Source organism: Mesorhizobium sp. M1334 (assembly GCF_040317995.1).
Classification (GTDB): domain Bacteria; phylum Pseudomonadota; class Alphaproteobacteria; order Rhizobiales; family Rhizobiaceae; genus Mesorhizobium.
The window spans coordinates 596151-613140 of record NZ_JAMYLM010000001.1 but is presented as its reverse complement, the minus strand read 5'-3'; the positions used below and the strand labels follow the sequence as shown (position 1 = coordinate 613140).

Below are 16990 nucleotides of genomic sequence, written 5' to 3'. Positions count from 1 at the left end.
GTCGCAAGCGCGGCTTCCTTCCGGCGATTCCCGCCGCGACACCGAACAGCTTGCGCATGGTCGCCGGTTCATGGCGGGTGATCAGGGCGGTCAGCAAGAAGGTGAAGATCGGCGAGGTCGCATTCAGGATCGTGGCCAGCCCGGCATCCAGCGAGCGCTCGGCCCAAGCGATCAGCGTGAACGGCACGACGCTGTTCAGGCATGCCTGGAATGCAAACCGGCGCCAGCTTGCGGCATCACCCGGCAAGGCCAGCCCGCGCCAGCGGATCAAGGCGAACAGGATGCCACCCGCGATCAGGGTTCGCGCGGCGATCAGCGTTACCGGCGGGATCGTCGCGACGCCGATCTTGATGAAGCTGTAGGATGCGCCCCACAGCACCGCCAATACGACGAGCAGCACCAGCTCGATCCTGGTGTCGGTTTTCATGGACATGGCCGGCTGGAACCTCTGGGCATCGCTCATCTCAGCGATGCTTGTAAGCCAGGCCCGCGGGAAATGCTTCGGCCGCCATCCAACGATGGTCGCTATGCTGACATTCGTCGGATCGCCGCTAGGCAAAGCCGCATCAAACCGCTAGACCCGCCCGCGCCCGGCGTGGCAGAAAGCCGGTGGCTTTTGGCGGAGACATGAATTGATGCCGGAATATGACGTGCTTTGTATCGGAAATGCCATCGTCGACATCATCGCCCAGTGCGACGAGGCGTTCCTGGAGACCAACGGCATCATCAAGGGCGCCATGAATTTGATCGACACGAAGCGCGCCGAACTGCTCTACAGCCGCATGGGCCCGGCCATTGAAGCCTCGGGCGGCAGCGCCGGCAACACGGCGGCGGGCGTTGCCTCCTTCGGCGGTCGCGCCGCCTTCTTCGGCAAGGTCTCCAACGACGCGCTCGGCGAAATCTACGCGCATGACATCCATGCCCAGGGCGTCGCCTTCGACACAAAGCCGCTCAACGGCGAACCGCCGACGGCGCGCTCGATGATCTTCGTCACGCCGGACGGCGAGCGCTCGATGAACACCTATCTCGGCGCTTGCGTCGAACTCGGCCCGGAGGACGTCGAGGCCGACAAGGCGTCGGGCGCCGCGGTCACCTATTTCGAGGGCTATCTGTGGGATCCGCCGCGCGCCAAGGAAGCGATCCGGCAGACGGCGAAACTCGCCCATGCCGCCGGGCGCGAAGTGTCGATGACCCTGTCGGACTCGTTCTGCGTCGACCGCTACCGCGACGAGTTCCTCGATCTGATGCGCTCCGGCACCGTCGACATCGTCTTTGCCAACAGCCACGAGATCAAGTCGCTCTACCAGACCGCGTCCTTCGACGAGGCGCTGGCGCAGATCCGCAAGGATTGCAAGATCGCCGCCGTCACCCGCTCGGAAAAGGGCTCGGTGATCGTGCGCGGCGACGAGACCGTCACCATCGAGGCGACCAGGATCCGCGAGCTGGTCGACACCACCGGCGCCGGCGACCTCTACGCCGCCGGCTTCCTCTACGGCTACACGCAAGGCCGCGGCCTGAAGCAGTGCGGCGACCTCGGCTCGCTGGCGGCCGGGCTGGTCATCCAGCAGATCGGCCCAAGGCCAAGGCAGAATTTGCGCCACGAGGCCGAACAGGCGGGGTTGCTATAGCTAGCAGCACCTCTTCCCCTTCTCCCCTTGTGGGCCTGTTGCGTAATTCGCTGATTGTGATTCTCTGAGACGAAGCTCGGAGGGAATCGCGATGGCAGTGAAGCAGATGGGCCAGTTGAGCTTGGCGGAGGCTTTTCTGGGCGGCAAGTTGGCTGGCGGTTCTTCACCGCTTGATCGATTGTCGGGTCTGGTGAAGTGGTATCGCTTCGAGAAGCTGCTCAACCCGCTGCGCGATGGCGGACCCGGACGGGCAGCTTGGCCACCGCTGGTTCTGTTCAAGGCGCTTTTGCTGCAGTCACTCTACGGCCTGTCGGATCGCGAACTTGAGGAGGCGCTTGGCGACCGGCTGTCGTTCCGGCGCTTTGTAGGGCTCGGGCTGGAGGAGAGCGTTCCCGACCACACGGTGCTTTCGCGTTTTCGCAATCTGCTTGTCAGCGAAGGGCTGCTGGAGAAGCTGTTTGGCGAACTGGACCGGCAGTTGGAGAAAGCCGGTGTTATCCTGAAGCGGGGAACGATGCTGGATGCCACGCTGATCAATGCGGTTTCATTGCCCCCGACGGACGAGCGGACTTCGAAGGATACGGATGCCCGGCTCACCGCGCGAAAGGGCAAGGGCGGCTTCACCTTTGGCTACAAAGCCCAGGTCGGGGTGGATGAGGGCTCTGGCCTGATCCGCACGGTGATTACCACGCCAGCCAACGTCAACGACACGGTGATGGCCGATAACTTGATCTGCGGCGACGAGAAGACGGTGTGGGCGGACGCCGCCTACGACACCCATGCCCGCCACGCCCGGCTCAAGGCCGAGGGCAAGAAGGTGCGCATCGCGCGCCGCCCCAACAAGCACCATGCGCTGCCGCCGCGGCTCAAACATTACAACCGCCTGATCGCCAGACGGCGAGCGGCGGTGGAGACCACTTTCGCCACGCTCAAGAACCGGATGAAGCTGACCAATATCCGCTATGTCGGACTGGCGAAGGCCACCGCCCAGGTGACATTGGCGGCGATCGCCTTCAACATGCGCCGATGGGCCGCCATCACGGGATAGGTGCGCCCGCAGCCCCGCCCGGGCCGAAACCGCCGCCGAAAGCCCAAACAAGGGGGCGGAGCTCACAAAGACGAGCGAAATCCCTGCGATCCCGCCCCATCTAAACATCCCCGATTACTGCGCAACAGGCCCCTTGTGGGAGAAGGTGCATCGGCGCGCAGCGCCGAGACGGATGAGGGGTGTTGGAAGGAATGCCGTCCGAGCCAAGCTGGAGCACCCCTCATCCGTCGCCTTCGGCGACACCTTCTCCCACAAGAAGCAAGGGGAGAAGGAAGAGACGCTGCCGCTAGGCGCTCCTCAAGCTCCCGCGCTATACGCCGCGATCGCCGCCATATTGACGATGTCCGAATCCTTGGCATTGAGCGAGACGATCTGAACCGGCTTGTTCAGGCCGACCAGCAGCGGGCCGATGACGGTAGAGCCGCCGAGTTCCTGCAGCATCTTGGTCGAGATCGAGGCCGAGTGGAAAGCCGGCATGATCAGCACATTGGCCGGGCCGGTCAGCCTGATGAACGGGTACTGCGCCATGGCGCGGGCGTTGAGCGCCACGTCGGCGGCCATTTCGCCGTCATACTCGAAATCGACGCGGCGCTTGTCGAGGATGCGCACCGCTTCCTGGACGCGCTCGGAGCGCTCGCCTTGCGGATGGCCGAAGGTCGAATAAGCGAGCATGGCGAGCCTCGGCTCGTAGCCCATGCGGCGGGCAAAGCCGGCGGCCTCCTCGGCGATGTCGGCGATCTGTTCAGCATTCGGCATGTCGTGCACGGCGGTGTCGGCAACGAGGACGGTGCGGCCCCGCGCCAGCACGATCGACACGCCGATGACGCAATGGCCGGGCCTTGCGTCGATGACGCGGCGGATATCGTCGAGGGCCGTCGAATAGTTGCGGGTGACGCCGGTGACGATGCCGTCGGCATCGCCCAGCGCCACCATGCAGGCGGCGAAATGGTTGCGGTCGTTGTTGATCAGCCGCTGGCAGTCGCGGAACAGGAAGCCTTTGCGCTGCATGCGCTCGTAGAGATAGTCGGCGTAGACCGAGTTGCGCCGCGACAGCCTTGCATTGATGATCTCGATGCCTTGCTTGCCGAGGTCGATGCCGGCGTTCCTGGCGTTTTCCTTGATGATGTCGTCGCGGCCGAGCAGGATGGCGGTGCCGAGCCGCTGGTTCACATAGGAGACGGCGGCGCGCATCACCTGCTCCTCCTCGCCCTCGGCAAAGACGATGCGCTTGGGCTGGCGGCGCACCCGGTCGTAGATGCGCTGCAGCGTCGATGCGATCGGGTCGCGGCGGGCGGAAAGCTCCTGCGCGTAGCGGTCCAGATCGAGGATCGGCTTGCGGGCGACGCCGGAGTCCATCGCCGCCTTGGCGACCGCGATCGGGATCGCCGAGATCAGGCGCGGATCGAACGGCACCGGGATGATGTAGTTTGGACCGAATTTCGGCCGCATGCCCTGATAGGCGGCGGCGACGTCGTCGGGCACGTCCTGGCGCGCCAGTTCGGCGAGCGCTTTGGCCGCGGCGATCTTCATGTCGTCGTTGATGGTGGTCGCCCGCACATCGAGCGCGCCGCGGAAAATGTAGGGGAAGCCAAGCACGTTGTTGACCTGGTTGGGATAGTCGGACCGCCCCGTCGCCATGATGGCGTCGGTGCGGATCTCGGCGACCTCCTCCGGCGTGATCTCGGGGTCGGGATTGGCCATGGCGAAGATGATCGGGTTCTTGGCCATCGACTGCACCATCCTGGTGGTCAGCGTGCCCTTGGCCGAGAGGCCGAGGAACACGTCGGCGCCGTCCAGCGCTTCGGCCAGCGAGCGCGCACCGGTTTTCACGGCGTGCGCCGATTTCCACTGGTTCATGCCTTCGGTGCGGCCCTGGAAGACCACGCCCTTGGTGTCGCACAGGATGATATTTTCTGGCGCAAAGCCCATCGCCTTCATCAGTTCGATGCAGGCGATGCCGGCAGCGCCGGCGCCGTTGCAGACCATTTTCGTGGTCTTCATGTCGCGGCCGGTGATTTCCAGCGCGTTGATCAGGCCGGCGGCCGAAATGATGGCGGTGCCGTGCTGGTCGTCATGGAAGACCGGTATGTCCATCAGCTCGCGCAGCCGCTGCTCGATGATGAAACACTCCGGTGCCTTGATGTCCTCAAGGTTGATGCCGCCGAAGGAGGGGCCGAGAAAACGCACGCAGTTGATGAATTCGTCGGCATCCTCGGTGTCGACCTCGAGATCGATGGAATCGACATCGGCGAAGCGCTTGAACAGCACCGCCTTGCCTTCCATCACCGGCTTCGAAGCAAGCGCGCCGAGATTGCCGAGGCCAAGGATGGCGGTACCGTTGGAGATGACGGCGACCATGTTGCCGCGAACCGTATAGTCGAAGGCGCGGCTCGGATCCTCGGCGATGGCGAGAACGGGCACGGCAACGCCCGGCGAATAGGCGAGGCTGAGATCGCGCTGCGTCGCCATCGGTTTTGTGGCGACGATCTCCAGCTTGCCCGGACGCCCCATGGCATGAAATTCCAATGCCTCCTGGGCGCTGACGGAGGGCCCGTTGCTTTCGGATTTCTTGGCCATGATGCTTTCGGTTCCTCGCCCGTACGGCACCGCTTGGGATGGGTGCGCATGCTTTCTTTTGTGGAAGGTTCGGGATTAAGGCTACACTTCGCCGCTGTAAACCGCCAAGCATGGCCTGGAAAATTTTGGAAGCAGCTTCTTGAACGACGAGACGCCCATTCGAAGCGACAATGCCACGCCGGCCTTCGCGCCGGCGACGCCGATGATGGAGCAGTATATCGAGATCAAAGCGGCGAACCCGGATTCGCTGCTGTTCTACCGCATGGGCGATTTCTACGAGCTGTTCTTCGACGACGCCGAGAAAGCAAGCCGGGCGCTCGGTATCGTGCTGACCAAGCGCGGCAAGCACCAGGGGCTCGACATCCCGATGTGCGGCGTGCCGGTGCATGCCGCCGACGATTATCTGCAGAAGCTGATCGGACAGGGGTTCCGCGTCGCCGTCTGCGAGCAGATCGAGGATCCGGCGGAGGCCAGGAAGCGCGGCGGCAAATCGGTGGTGCGCCGCGACGTGGTGCGGCTGGTAACGCCCGGCACCATCACCGAAGACAAATTGCTGGCGCCGTCGGAATCGAGTTTTCTGATGGCGCTGGGACGGGTCAAGGGCGGGGTCGAGCATTCCTTTGCCTTGGCTTGGATCGAGATCTCGACCGGTGTCTTCCGCGTCGCCGAGACCACCGCCGACCGGCTGCTCGCCGATGTCTTCCGCGTCGACCCGCGCGAGCTGATCGTCGCCGAGCCGGTGTTTTACGACCCGGAGCTGAAACCGGTCTTCGACGTGCTCGGCCGCGTCGCCAGCCCGCAGCCGCCGTCGCTGTTCGATTCGGCTTCGGCCGCCGGCCGCATCGCCCGCTTCTTCGAGGTGGCGACCCCCGACAGTTTCGGCTCGTTTTCGCGCGCCGAGCTGTCGGCGATCTCTGGCGTCATCGCCTATGTCGAAAAGACGCAGAAAGCCGAGCGGCCGCCGCTGTCGCGACCGGAGCGCGAGGAGCAGGGCTCGACGCTGTTCATCGACCCGGCGACGCGCGCCAACCTGGAACTGCTGCACACGCTGTCCGGCAGCCGCGACGGATCGCTGTTCAAGGCGATCGACCGCACGGTGACCGGCGGCGGGGCAAGGCTGCTCGCCGACCGGCTGATGGCGCCGCTGACCGATCCGGCGGCAATCGCTGCAAGGCTGGACTCGGTGTCGTTCTTCCGCTCCGAGACGCGCCTTTGCCAGGCGGTGCGGGCAAGCCTGAAAAGCGTTGCCGACATGCCGCGCGCGCTGTCCAGGCTGGCGCTCAACCGCGGCGGCCCGCGCGACCTCGGCGCGCTGCGCGCCGGTTTCGAAGCGGCCGGCGCCATCGCCGAACTGTTCGGCCAAATCGCCTTGCCGGGCGAACTGGCCGCGGCGTTGGGAGCTATCAAGACGCTGCCCAATGAACTGGCGGCGCATCTGGCGCAGGCGCTGAGCGACGAGCTGCCGTTGCTCAAGCGTGACGGCGGCTTCGTCCGCGGCGGCTACCACGCCGAACTCGACGAGATGCGGGCGTTGCGCGACGAGTCGCGAAAAGTGATCGCCGGGCTGGAGCGCTCGCTGATCGACGAGACCGGCATCCGCTCGCTGAAGATCAGGCACAACAATGTGCTGGGCTATTATATCGAAGTCACCGCCAATCATCATGCGCTGATGACCGGCAGCGACGGCGCCAGGGCGCGCTTCATCCATCGCCAGACCATGGCCAACGCCATGCGCTTCACCACCACCGAACTCGCCGAGCTGGAAACCAAGATCGCCAATGCGGCCGACCGGGCGCTGGCGATCGAGCTTGCCGCTTTCGAGGCGCTGACGGCGCAAGTGGTCGGCCACGCCGACAGGATCCGTGCCGGCGCCGAAGCGCTCGCCGTGCTCGACGTTTCGGCCGCACTTGCCTTGCTTTCCGAGAGCGAGGCCTGGTGCCGGCCGTTGGTCGATGCGAGCCTTGCCTTCGAGATTTCGGGCGGACGCCACCCGGTGGTCGAACAGGCGCTGCGGCGTTCCGGCGAAGGCCCGTTCGTCGCCAATGATTGCGATCTGTCGCCGCAAGGCGATGCCAAGACCGGCGCGATCTGGCTGCTGACCGGCCCCAATATGGGCGGCAAGTCGACCTTCCTCAGGCAAAACGCGCTGATTGCCATCCTTGCCCAGACCGGCTCTTTCGTGCCCGCGGCATCAGCCCATATCGGCGTCGTCGATCGGTTGTTTTCGCGGGTCGGCGCCTCCGACGACCTGGCGCGCGGCCGCTCGACTTTCATGGTCGAGATGGTCGAGACGGCGGCGATCCTCAACCAGGCAGGCGAGCGCGCACTGGTCATCCTCGACGAGATCGGCCGCGGCACCGCCACTTTCGACGGCCTGTCGATTGCCTGGGCGGCGGTCGAATATCTGCACGAGAAGAACCGCTGCCGGGCGATCTTCGCCACGCATTTCCACGAAATGACGGCGCTGGCCGGGAAACTTGCACGGCTCCACAACGTCACCATGCGGGTCAAGGAATGGGAAGGCGACGTGGTTTTCCTGCACGAGGTCGGCAAGGGTGCGGCCGACCGTTCCTACGGCGTCCAGGTGGCGCGGCTGGCCGGCCTGCCGGAAGCCGTCGTCGGCCGGGCCAAGGAAGTGCTGCACCAGCTCGAAGCCGGCGAGGTCTCGGGCAAGGCCAACCGTCTGGTCGACGACCTGCCGCTGTTTTCGGTGGCGGCGCAGCGGGAAGCGTCGAAGCCGGCGAAGAGTGATGGGCTGGGTTTGGCGCTAGCGGAGATCAATCCCGACGAGATGACGCCAAGGGAGGCGCTGGAGGCGCTGTACAGATTGAAGGGGATGCTGGCGAAGTAGGGCTTCTGCAATCGGAGCGGCGTCGGCGAAACCGCCAATCTCCCCCTCGAGGGACCCACGAGGGGGGAGATTGGCAGCTTCACCCTCAAATCATCGCCAAGCCCGACTTCCGCCTCGGCGGTGGGAAGGCGCGGTCAATTTCGGCGAAATCTTCGCTCGTGAGCTCGATCTCCAACGCCGCGACATTCTGCCGGACATGCTCCGCGCGGCTAGCTTTGGGAATCGCGATCACGCCCTCCTGCGCCATCACCCATGCAAGTGCGATCTGCGCCGGCGTCGCACCGTGGCGGGCGGCGATGGCATCTAACCTGGCGTTGCGCGCCAATACCCCCTGATCGACCGGCGAATAGGCCATCAGCGGCATGCCGCGTTGCCGGCTCCACGGGGCGAGATCGAACTCGACGCCGCGCTGCGACAGATTGTAGAGCACCTGGTTGGTCTGGACGTTGCCGCCGGCCGGCAACCGAACCAGCTCTTCCATCTCATCGGTATCGAAATTGCTGACGCCCCAATGGCGGATCTTGCCGGCCGCCTTCAACGCTTCGAACGCCTCTACCGTTTCCATCAAAGGAACGCTGCCCGGCCAATGCAAGAGATAGAGATCGATGCGGTCGGTGGCGAGATGCCTCAGGCTGTTCTCGCAGGCCCGTTTCACGCCGGCGCGCGAGGCATTGGACGGCAGCACTTTGGAGACCAGGAAAACCTCGTCGCGGTGCCCGGCGATGGCCTCCGCCACCACCTGCTCGGCACCGCCGCTGGCATACATTTCGGCGGTGTCGATCAGCGTCATGCCGAGATCCAGCCCGAGCTTCAGGGCATTGGCCTCGTCGGCGCGGCGGCGGCCGTCCTCGCCCATCTTCCAGGTGCCCTGGCCGAGCACCGGCACGGCTTCGCCGCAGGGCAGGGTGGTCGTTCTTATCGTCGATGCCATGGCATGCTCCAGTCCGAGGCCCGGATAGCACCATAGCCGCCAAGGGAAATCCAGGTGAAGCAGAAATCCAGGTGAAGCCTCTCGCCCGGATTCCCCGACAGCGTGACGCCTACTTCACCGGATGGGCGGCGAGCCAGTCCTGCATCTGCTTGATCTCGGCTTGCTGCGCGGCGATCACTGCTTCCGCCAGCTTGCGGATTTCCGGATCCTTGCCATTGGCGAGCTCGATCTTGGCCATATCGATGGCCGCCTGGTGATGCGGGATCATGCCGCGGGCGAAATCGACATCGGCATTGCCGGAATATTCGATTGCCATCATGTCGGTATGCATCTTGTCCATCGCCGCCTTGTAGCCCTCGGTCGAGGGGCTCTGCGCGCCCATTGCGCCCATGTCGTGCTTCATCTCCTCGGCTTGTGCCGGAACGCTTTCGAGGAAAACAGCAAGCAGCATTCCCGCCGCCATCATCAGCAGCACGATCTTCTTGGCCAAGGTCATTCATCGTCTCCTTTTTGAACAGGGTCTATCTGGAAGTTTTACTCAGAGTTTCAACGTCCTGAGCCGCAATGCGTTGGCGATGACCGAAACCGAAGACAGGCTCATCGCCGCCGCCGCGAGCATCGGCGACAACAGCGTGCCGGTGAGCGGATAGAGCACGCCGGCAGCGACCGGCACGCCAAGCACATTGTAGAGGAAAGCGAAAAACAGGTTCTGGCGGATGTTGCGGATCGTCGCGCGGGCCAGCGTCCTGGCCCTGACGATGCCGTTGAGATCGCCCTTGACCAGCGTTATTCCCGCGCTTTCGACCGCAACATCGGCGCCTGTGCCCATCGCGATGCCGACATCGGCGGCGGCAAGTGCGGGCGCATCGTTGACGCCATCGCCGGCCATGGCGACGCCCGCACCGCCGGCACGCAATTCCTCGACCAGCGCGTTCTTCTGTTCGGGCAAAAGCCCGGCACGCACCGCGTCGATGCCGAGCTTGGCGGCGATGGCCTTGGCGGTGCGCTCATTGTCGCCGGTCGCCATGACGATCTTCAGCCCGCTGTCATGCAGCGCCTTGATCGCCTCGGCGGTCGTCGCCTTGATCGGATCGGCGACGGCAACGAGGCCGGCGAGCTTGCCTGCGACAGCGACGAACATCGCGGTCTTGCCATCGGCCTGCAGCGCCTCGGCACTGGCCAGGACCGATGCCGTGTCGATGCCGAGATCGGCCATCATCGCGGCGTTGCCGAGCGCCACCTTCTGTCCCGAGACCGTGCCGGAAACGCCCTTGCCGGTGACGGCCTCGAAGCCGCTCGCGTCGGGGACCTTCACGTCGCGTTCGTGGGCGCCGTCGACGATAGCCTCGGCCAGCGGATGCTCCGAGCCTTTTTCCAGCCCGGCGGCGAGCGCCAGCAGATCGTCTTGTGCCATGCCTTCGACGGCGACGACGTCGGTCAGTCGCGGCCGGCCTTCCGTCAGCGTTCCCGTCTTGTCGACGATCAGCGTGTCGACCGAGGCAAAACGTTCGAGCGCCGCCGCTTCCTTGATCAGCACGCCGGCATGCGCGCCGCGCCCGGTGGCGGTCATGATCGACATTGGTGTCGCGAGGCCCAGTGCGCACGGACAGGCAATGATCAGCACCGAGACCGCCGCGACGACGGCAAAGACCAGGCTGGGTTGCGGTCCGATGACCGCCCAGGCGACGAACGCAATGATCGCGACCAGCACGACAGCCGGGACGAAGTAGAACGACACGCGGTCGGCCAGCCCCTGGATCGGTGCGCGTGAACGCTGCGCCTTGGCGACCAGCTCGACGATGCGTGCCAGCGTCGTCTCGGCGCCGATCTTTTCGGCGCGCATGACCAGGGAGCCGTTCTTGTTGAGCGTGCCGCCGGTGAGGTCGTCGCCTTCGGTCTTTTCGACCGGCAGCGGCTCGCCCGTGATCATCGATTCGTCGATGGAGGAGCGTCCTTCGAGCACAATGCCGTCGACCGGCACGGCATCGCCGGGGCGGATGCGCAAGCGGTCGCCGGCCTTGATCGTATCGAGCGGCACGTCGTTTTCGGAACCGTCCGCGCCGATGAGCCGCGCCGTCTTCGGCGCCAGGTCGAGCAGCGCACGGATCGCCGACCCGGTTTTCTCACGGGCGCGCAATTCCAGCACCTGGCCGAGGAATACCAGCGCGACGATCACCGCCGCCGCCTCGAAATAGACCGGCACGGTGCCGTCATGGCCGCGGAACTGGTGCGGAAAGAGGCCCGGAAACAGGGTGGCGACGACGCTGTAGAGATAGGCGGCACCGACGCCCAGCGAAATCAGCGTCCACATATTGGGGCTGCGGTTCAGGATCGAATCCAAGCCGCGGTGGAAGAACGGGAATGCCGCCCACAGCACCACGGGACTGGCCAGCGCCAGTTCCAGCCAGACCTTCGCACCGTCGTCGATGAAAGCCTGGAACGTCAGGCCGAGCATCGGTGCCATGGCGATGACCAGCAACGGCACGGACAGCACTGCGCTCACCCAGAAGCGCCTGGTGAAGTCGACCAGTTCCGGGTTCGGACCCTCGTCGCCGGTAGGCACCCCCATCGGCTCCAGCGCCATGCCGCAGATCGGGCAGGAGCCGGGCTTGTCGCGGATGATTTCCGGGTGCATCGGGCAGGTGTATTGCGTGCCTTTCGGCATCGCCTGCGGCGCCGGCCTGTCGCCGAGATACTTTGCCGGCTCGGCCTCGAACTTCGCCTGGCAAGCGGCGGAGCAGAAATAAAAACCCTGGCCCTCGTGCCGCAAAAAGTACCTGGCTGTGGCGCGGTCGACGCTCATGCCGCAGACGGGATCGCTGGCCGTCAGGTATTTTTCCGGTTCGGCGACGAACTTCGAGCGGCAGCTTTCGCTGCAGAAATGATAGCGATGGCCGCCATGCTCGGCCGTCGGCTTGCCGGCAGCCCGATCGACGGTCATGCCGCAGACCGGATCGCGGGCGACGGCGTCCGCAGCAGAGGTGGCGCCTTTTGCCGAGCAACAGCTGCCATGGGCGTGATGATGGTGGTCGGAATGCGTCATGCCGAAAGCCCCTGTATTTCGATGTTGCGGCGGAGGTAGTGCTTCCAGTAACTGGAAGGTCAAGGGCCGATTTTCGATTTTTCGCGGCCAATCCCAAACCGAACCGGCTGCGGGCACGAGACGATCGTCCAGTTCCACCGCTGCGGAGAACGCGTCCGTCAGCCCCATACCCAGCGCCGCGAAAACGCGCTATAGACGCCGCCGAAACGGCGAGGCCGAACGGCATCTATGGCAAGAATATCACTGAAGCTCGAGGAATTGGTCGACGGCGAGGCCTTGCGTCGCGAGATGACCGAAGTGACCGCGGCCACGGCAGGCGACGGTTCGGGCAAGGCCGCGCGCAGCGGTGTTCTCAAGCTCCTCAAAAGCCAACTCGCCGACGGCCGCACGGTCGCCGAACGCATGCTGATGGACGACGGCAGCGGCACCGCCTGCGCCGCCCGGCTGTCGCATCTGATGGACGAGATCATCCGCGCGCTCTACGATTTCGCCGCCACCCACGTCTATCGCGTGAAAAACCCGTCATCCGCCGAGCGCATGGCGGTCGTCGCCGTCGGCGGCTACGGCCGCGGCACGCTGGCGCCCGGCTCCGACATCGATCTCCTGTTCCTGCTGCCCTACAAGCAGACGCCGTGGGGCGAGCAGATTGTCGAATACATGCTCTACATGCTGTGGGATCTGGGGCTGAAGGTCGGCCACGCCACGCGCAATATCGACGAATGCCTCAGGCTGTCGCGCACCGACGTCACCATCCGCACCTCGATCCTGGAAGCGCGCTTCCTATGGGGCGAGCAAAAACTCTATGACGAGCTTTTGCAGCGCTTCGACCACGAAGTGGTGCGCACCACCGGCCCCGAATATGTCCAGGCCAAGCTCGCCGAACGCGACGAGCGCCACGCCAAGGCCGGCGAGAGCCGCTATCTGGTCGAACCCAACGTCAAGGACGGCAAGGGCGGCCTGCGCGACCTGCAGACGCTGTTTTGGATCGGCAAATATTTCTACCGGGTGCGCACCGGCGAGGAACTGGTCGACAAGGGTGTCTTCACCGACGCCGAATACAGGGAATTTCAGAAGGCCGAGGACTTCCTGTGGGCGGTGCGCTGCCACATGCATTTCCTCACCGGCAAGGCCGAGGAGCGGCTGCATTTCGACATCCAGCGCGACATTGCCGAGCGGCTCGGCTACACCACCCATCCCGGCCTGTCGGCGGTCGAGCGCTTCATGAAGCACTACTTCCTCGTCGCCAAGGACGTCGGTGACCTGACCCGCATTTTCTGCGCCGCGCTCGAGGAGGAGCAGGCCAAGCATGTGCCGGGCTTCAACCGCATTTTCCTCACCTTCTCGCGGCGCAAAAGCAAGCTCGCCGGCACGGCCGATTTCATCGTCGACAACCACCGCATCAACATTGCCGACGACGACGTGTTCGAGCGCGATCCGGTCAACCTGCTCAGGCTGTTCTGGTTTGCCGACAGGCACGGCCTGGAATTCCACCCCGATGCGCTGAAGCTTCTCACGCGTTCGCTCGGCCTCGTCGGCAAGGCGCTTAGGCGCGACGAGGAGGCCAACCGGCTGTTCCTCGACATCTTGACCTCGGACCGCAACGCCGAGCTCAACTTGCGGCGCATGAACGAGGCCGGATTGCTTGCTAAGCTAATCCCGGACTTCGGCAAGATCGTCGCCATGATGCAGTTCTCGATGTACCACCACTACACGGTGGACGAGCATTTGATCCGCTGCATCGGCGTGCTGGCCGAGATCGAACGCGGCGACGGCGAAAAGGTCCATCCGCTCTCCCACTCGCTGATGCCGGGGCTGAAGAAGAGCCGCGAGGCGCTCTATGTCGCTGTGCTGCTGCACGACATCGCCAAAGGCAGGCCGGAGGACCATTCGCAAGCCGGCGCCAGGATCGCCCGGCGCATCTGCCCGCATATGGGGCTCTCGCCGGCCGACACCGAAACGGTTGCCTGGCTGGTCGAGAACCACCTCGTTATGTCGATGACGGCGCAGACCCGCGATCTCAACGACCGCAAGACGATCGAGGACTTTGCCGCCATCGTGCAGTCGGTCGAACGGCTGAAGATGCTTTTGGTGCTCACCGTCTGCGATATCCGTGGCGTCGGGCCTGGTGTCTGGAATGGCTGGAAGGGCCAGTTGCTGCGCACGCTCTACTACGAGACCGAGCTTTTGTTGACCGGCGGGTTTTCGGAGGTGTCGCGCGCCAAACGGACGGCGGCGGCGCGCGAACAACTGGCCGAGGCGCTTGCCGACTGGCCGGAAAAGGCCCGCAAGCGTTATGTCGGCCAGCACTACGAGAACTATCTGCTGGCGGTCGATCTTCCCGACCAGCTCCGCCATGCCGAATTCATCCGCGAAGCCGACCATGCCGGCAAGAAGCTCGCCACCATGGTGAAAACCCACCAGTTCGAGGCGGTGACCGAGATCACCGTGCTGGCGCAGGACCATCCGCGCCTGCTCTCGGTGATTGCCGGCGCCTGTGCCGCGGCCGGCGGCAACATCGTCGACGCGCAGATCTTCACCACCTCGGATGGCCGCGCGCTCGACACCATCCTGATCTCGAGGGAGTTCGACCGCGACGAAGACGAGCGCCGCCGCGCCGAGCGCGTCGGCCGGCTGATCGAGGACGTGCTGTCGGGCAAGAGCTGGCTGCCTGAAATGATCGAGAAGCGCACCAAGCCGCGTCGCGGCGCCAAGGTTTTCCGCATCCCGCCACGCGCCGAGATCCGCAACACGCTGTCGAACCGGTTCTCGGTGATCGAGGTCGAGGGGCTGGACAGGCCGGGGCTTCTGTCGGAGATCACCGGCATGTTGTCGGACCTGTCGCTCGACATCGCCTCGGCCCACATCACCACCTTCGGCGAAAAGGTCATCGACACGTTCTACGTCACCGATCTCACCGGCCAGAAGATCGACAGCCCGTCGCGTACGGCGACCATCCGCAACAGGCTGATCGCGGTGCTCGAGGGCACGGCGTCCGAGCGCGGCAAGACCAAAACGGCCGCCGAGTGACTGTTACCTTCCATTTGCCCCAATCCCACAGGCAGTCTTCCAGCGCATGAGCCTTGTCAAGAAATTCGCCACGGTCGCTTCCGGCACGCTGATGAGCCGGGCTCTCGGCTTCGGCCGCGAGATGCTGATGGCCGCCGCACTCGGCACCGGGCCGATCGCCGACGCCTTCAACGCCGCCTTCCAGTTCCCCAACACCTTTCGCCGACTGTTCGCCGAAGGCGCCTTCAACGCCGCCTTCGTGCCGCTGTTCGCCAAGGAGATCGAGACGCACGGCACCGACGGCGCCAAGCGTTTTTCCGAAGAGGTGTTCGGCGTCTTGTTCACGGCGCTTCTGGCACTGACCATCGCCATGGAACTGGCGATGCCGCTGATCGTGCGCTACCTGGTGGCGCCGGGCTTTGCGGATACGCCGGGAAAATTCGAAACGACGGTGGCGCTGGCGACCGTCATGTTCCCCTACCTGATCTGCATGTCGCTCGGCGCCATGATGGCCGGCATGCTGAACTCGCTGCGCCGCTATTTCGCCGCCGCGGTGGCACCGGTGTTCCTCAACGTCATCCTTATCGCCGTGCTCGCCTATGCCTGGTACAAGGGTTCGGACGCCCGCACCGTCGGTTTCGGTCTGGCCTGGGGCGTGCTGGCGGCCGGCTTGGTGCAGCTGGCGATCGTCTGGGCGGCGGTGCGCCATGCCGGCATCTCGATCGGCTTCCGCCGGCCGAAGATGACGCCGAACGTCAAGCGGCTGCTGATCCTGGCACTGCCGGCGGCGATCACCGGCGGCATCACCCAGATCAACCAGCTGATCGGCACGGCGATCGCATCGGCGCAGGACAGCGCGGTGTCGTCGCTGGCCTATGCCGACCGCGTTTACCAGCTGCCGTTGGGCGTCGTCGGCGTCGCCGTCGCCATCGTGCTTCTGCCGGAACTGTCGCGGGCGCTGAAATCGGGCAATCTGGTCGAGGCCGCCAATCTGCAGAACCGCTCGGTCGAGTTCACCTTGTTCATGACCTTGCCGGCGGCGGCCGCGCTGCTGGTCATGTCCGAGCCGATCGTGCGGCTGGTCTATGAGCGCGGCGCCTTCGCCGCCAACAATTCGACGCCGACGGTCGCGGCAATCCTGGCGATCTTCGGCCTCGGCTTGCCGGCCTTCGTGCTGATCAAGGCGTTCACCCCCGGCTATTTCGCCCGCGAGGACACGCGCACGCCCATGATTTTTGCCGCCATCTCGGTGGCGGTTAACATTACGACGGCGCTGACGCTGTTTCCGATCATGGGCGCGCCCGGCATTGCCGTTGCCTCCGCTGTCGCCGGCTGGGTCAATGCGGCGATGCTGCTCGCCGTGCTGATCCGGCGCGGCCATTGGGGCCGCGACGTGCCGCTCATGAAACGCATCCCGCGGCTGGTGCTGTCGGCGGCGGTGATGGCCGCGGCGCTCTATTTTGCCGAACGCTGGTTCGCCGCAAGTCTCGGCTCCGGCTCGCCGCTGGTGATCAAGGCGGTAACCCTGCTTGCGCTCATCGCCGGCGGGGCGCTGCTTTACTTCGTCACCGCTTTCGCCACCGGCGGCGCCGACTTCGGCATGATCCGCCGCAATATCGGGCGGAAGGCGTCCCAGCCGGTCAAGGAGCAATCTCCGGATCCGTGAGGGGGAAAATTCATCAGCGCCAATTTTGTTCTTGCTTTGTGCCGGCAGCTATGCTAGTAATCTCGGTATGGTGCTAATTGGCTCCAACGACCCGCCCACCGAGGCGGGTTTTTATTTCTGGTCGGCGCCATCCCTCAAACAGCCTTCTGTTCGGCCGACGTCAAAGCCTGCGCGCCCTGGCCAACGCCCCTCTTGATCGTCTCCTCGCTCTCGTCCATAAGCGCGCCGTCGCAAGACTTT

9 protein-coding genes and 1 pseudogene are annotated in these 16990 nt (G+C 64.8%); 5 read left to right on the top strand and 5 right to left on the bottom strand.

Annotated features, from left to right (window positions below):
- Nucleotides 1–19 precede the first annotated feature (19 nt).
- Nucleotides 20–427: pseudogene (locus NKH17_RS02930) on the bottom strand (DMT family transporter); the annotation flags it as partial.
- Between the two features lie 208 nt (nucleotides 428–635).
- Here NKH17_RS02930 and NKH17_RS02925 point away from each other — a divergent pair.
- Both NKH17_RS02925 and NKH17_RS02920 read left to right on the top strand, forming a co-directional pair.
- Complete coding sequence (locus NKH17_RS02925; RefSeq protein WP_352479882.1) at nucleotides 636–1628, top strand: adenosine kinase; 993 nt, start codon at nucleotides 636–638, stop codon at nucleotides 1626–1628.
- Between the two features lie 91 nt (nucleotides 1629–1719).
- The gene (locus tag NKH17_RS02920; RefSeq protein ID WP_352897388.1) at nucleotides 1720–2676 is read left to right on the top strand and encodes an IS5 family transposase; all 957 of its coding nucleotides are present in this window, start codon (nucleotides 1720–1722) and stop codon (nucleotides 2674–2676) included.
- Nucleotides 2677–2973: 297 nt separating this feature from the next.
- On the opposite strand, the gene NKH17_RS02915 is transcribed toward NKH17_RS02920, so the two are convergent.
- Nucleotides 2974–5253 carry an NADP-dependent malic enzyme gene (locus NKH17_RS02915; RefSeq protein ID WP_352476062.1) on the bottom strand — a complete coding sequence of 760 codons (2280 nt, stop codon included), beginning with the start codon at nucleotides 5251–5253 and terminating at the stop codon, nucleotides 2974–2976.
- Nucleotides 5254–5455: 202 nt separating this feature from the next.
- On the opposite strand from NKH17_RS02915, the gene mutS reads away from it, so the two are divergent.
- Entirely contained in the window at nucleotides 5456–8104 is a 2649-nt protein-coding gene (mutS, locus tag NKH17_RS02910; protein WP_352476081.1) for a DNA mismatch repair protein MutS, read from the top strand.
- A gap of 85 nt (nucleotides 8105–8189) precedes the next feature.
- Here the strand turns inward: mutS and NKH17_RS02905 are convergent, their stop codons facing one another.
- The 3 genes from NKH17_RS02905 to NKH17_RS02895 form a co-directional block, all read right to left on the bottom strand.
- Nucleotides 8190–9035 (bottom strand): aldo/keto reductase, encoded by an 846-nt coding sequence (locus NKH17_RS02905; RefSeq protein WP_352476061.1) that lies wholly within the window; start codon nucleotides 9033–9035, stop codon nucleotides 8190–8192.
- A 109-nt stretch (nucleotides 9036–9144) separates the two neighbouring features.
- Nucleotides 9145–9531, bottom strand: coding sequence for a CopM family metallochaperone (copM, locus tag NKH17_RS02900; protein WP_352455040.1), 387 nt, complete (start codon nucleotides 9529–9531; stop codon nucleotides 9145–9147).
- Between the two features lie 42 nt (nucleotides 9532–9573).
- Complete coding sequence (locus tag NKH17_RS02895) at nucleotides 9574–12078, bottom strand: heavy metal translocating P-type ATPase (RefSeq protein ID WP_352476060.1); 2505 nt, start codon at nucleotides 12076–12078, stop codon at nucleotides 9574–9576.
- A 228-nt stretch (nucleotides 12079–12306) separates the two neighbouring features.
- Between NKH17_RS02895 and NKH17_RS02890 the strand changes: the two genes are divergently transcribed.
- Both NKH17_RS02890 and murJ read left to right on the top strand, forming a co-directional pair.
- Entirely contained in the window at nucleotides 12307–15105 is a 2799-nt protein-coding gene (locus NKH17_RS02890) for a [protein-PII] uridylyltransferase (protein ID WP_352897385.1), read from the top strand.
- 46 nt (nucleotides 15106–15151) lie between these two features.
- Nucleotides 15152–16750, top strand: a complete 1599-nt coding sequence (murJ, locus tag NKH17_RS02885) for a murein biosynthesis integral membrane protein MurJ (protein WP_352476058.1) — start codon at nucleotides 15152–15154, stop codon at nucleotides 16748–16750.
- Nucleotides 16751–16990: the final 240 nt, after the last annotated feature.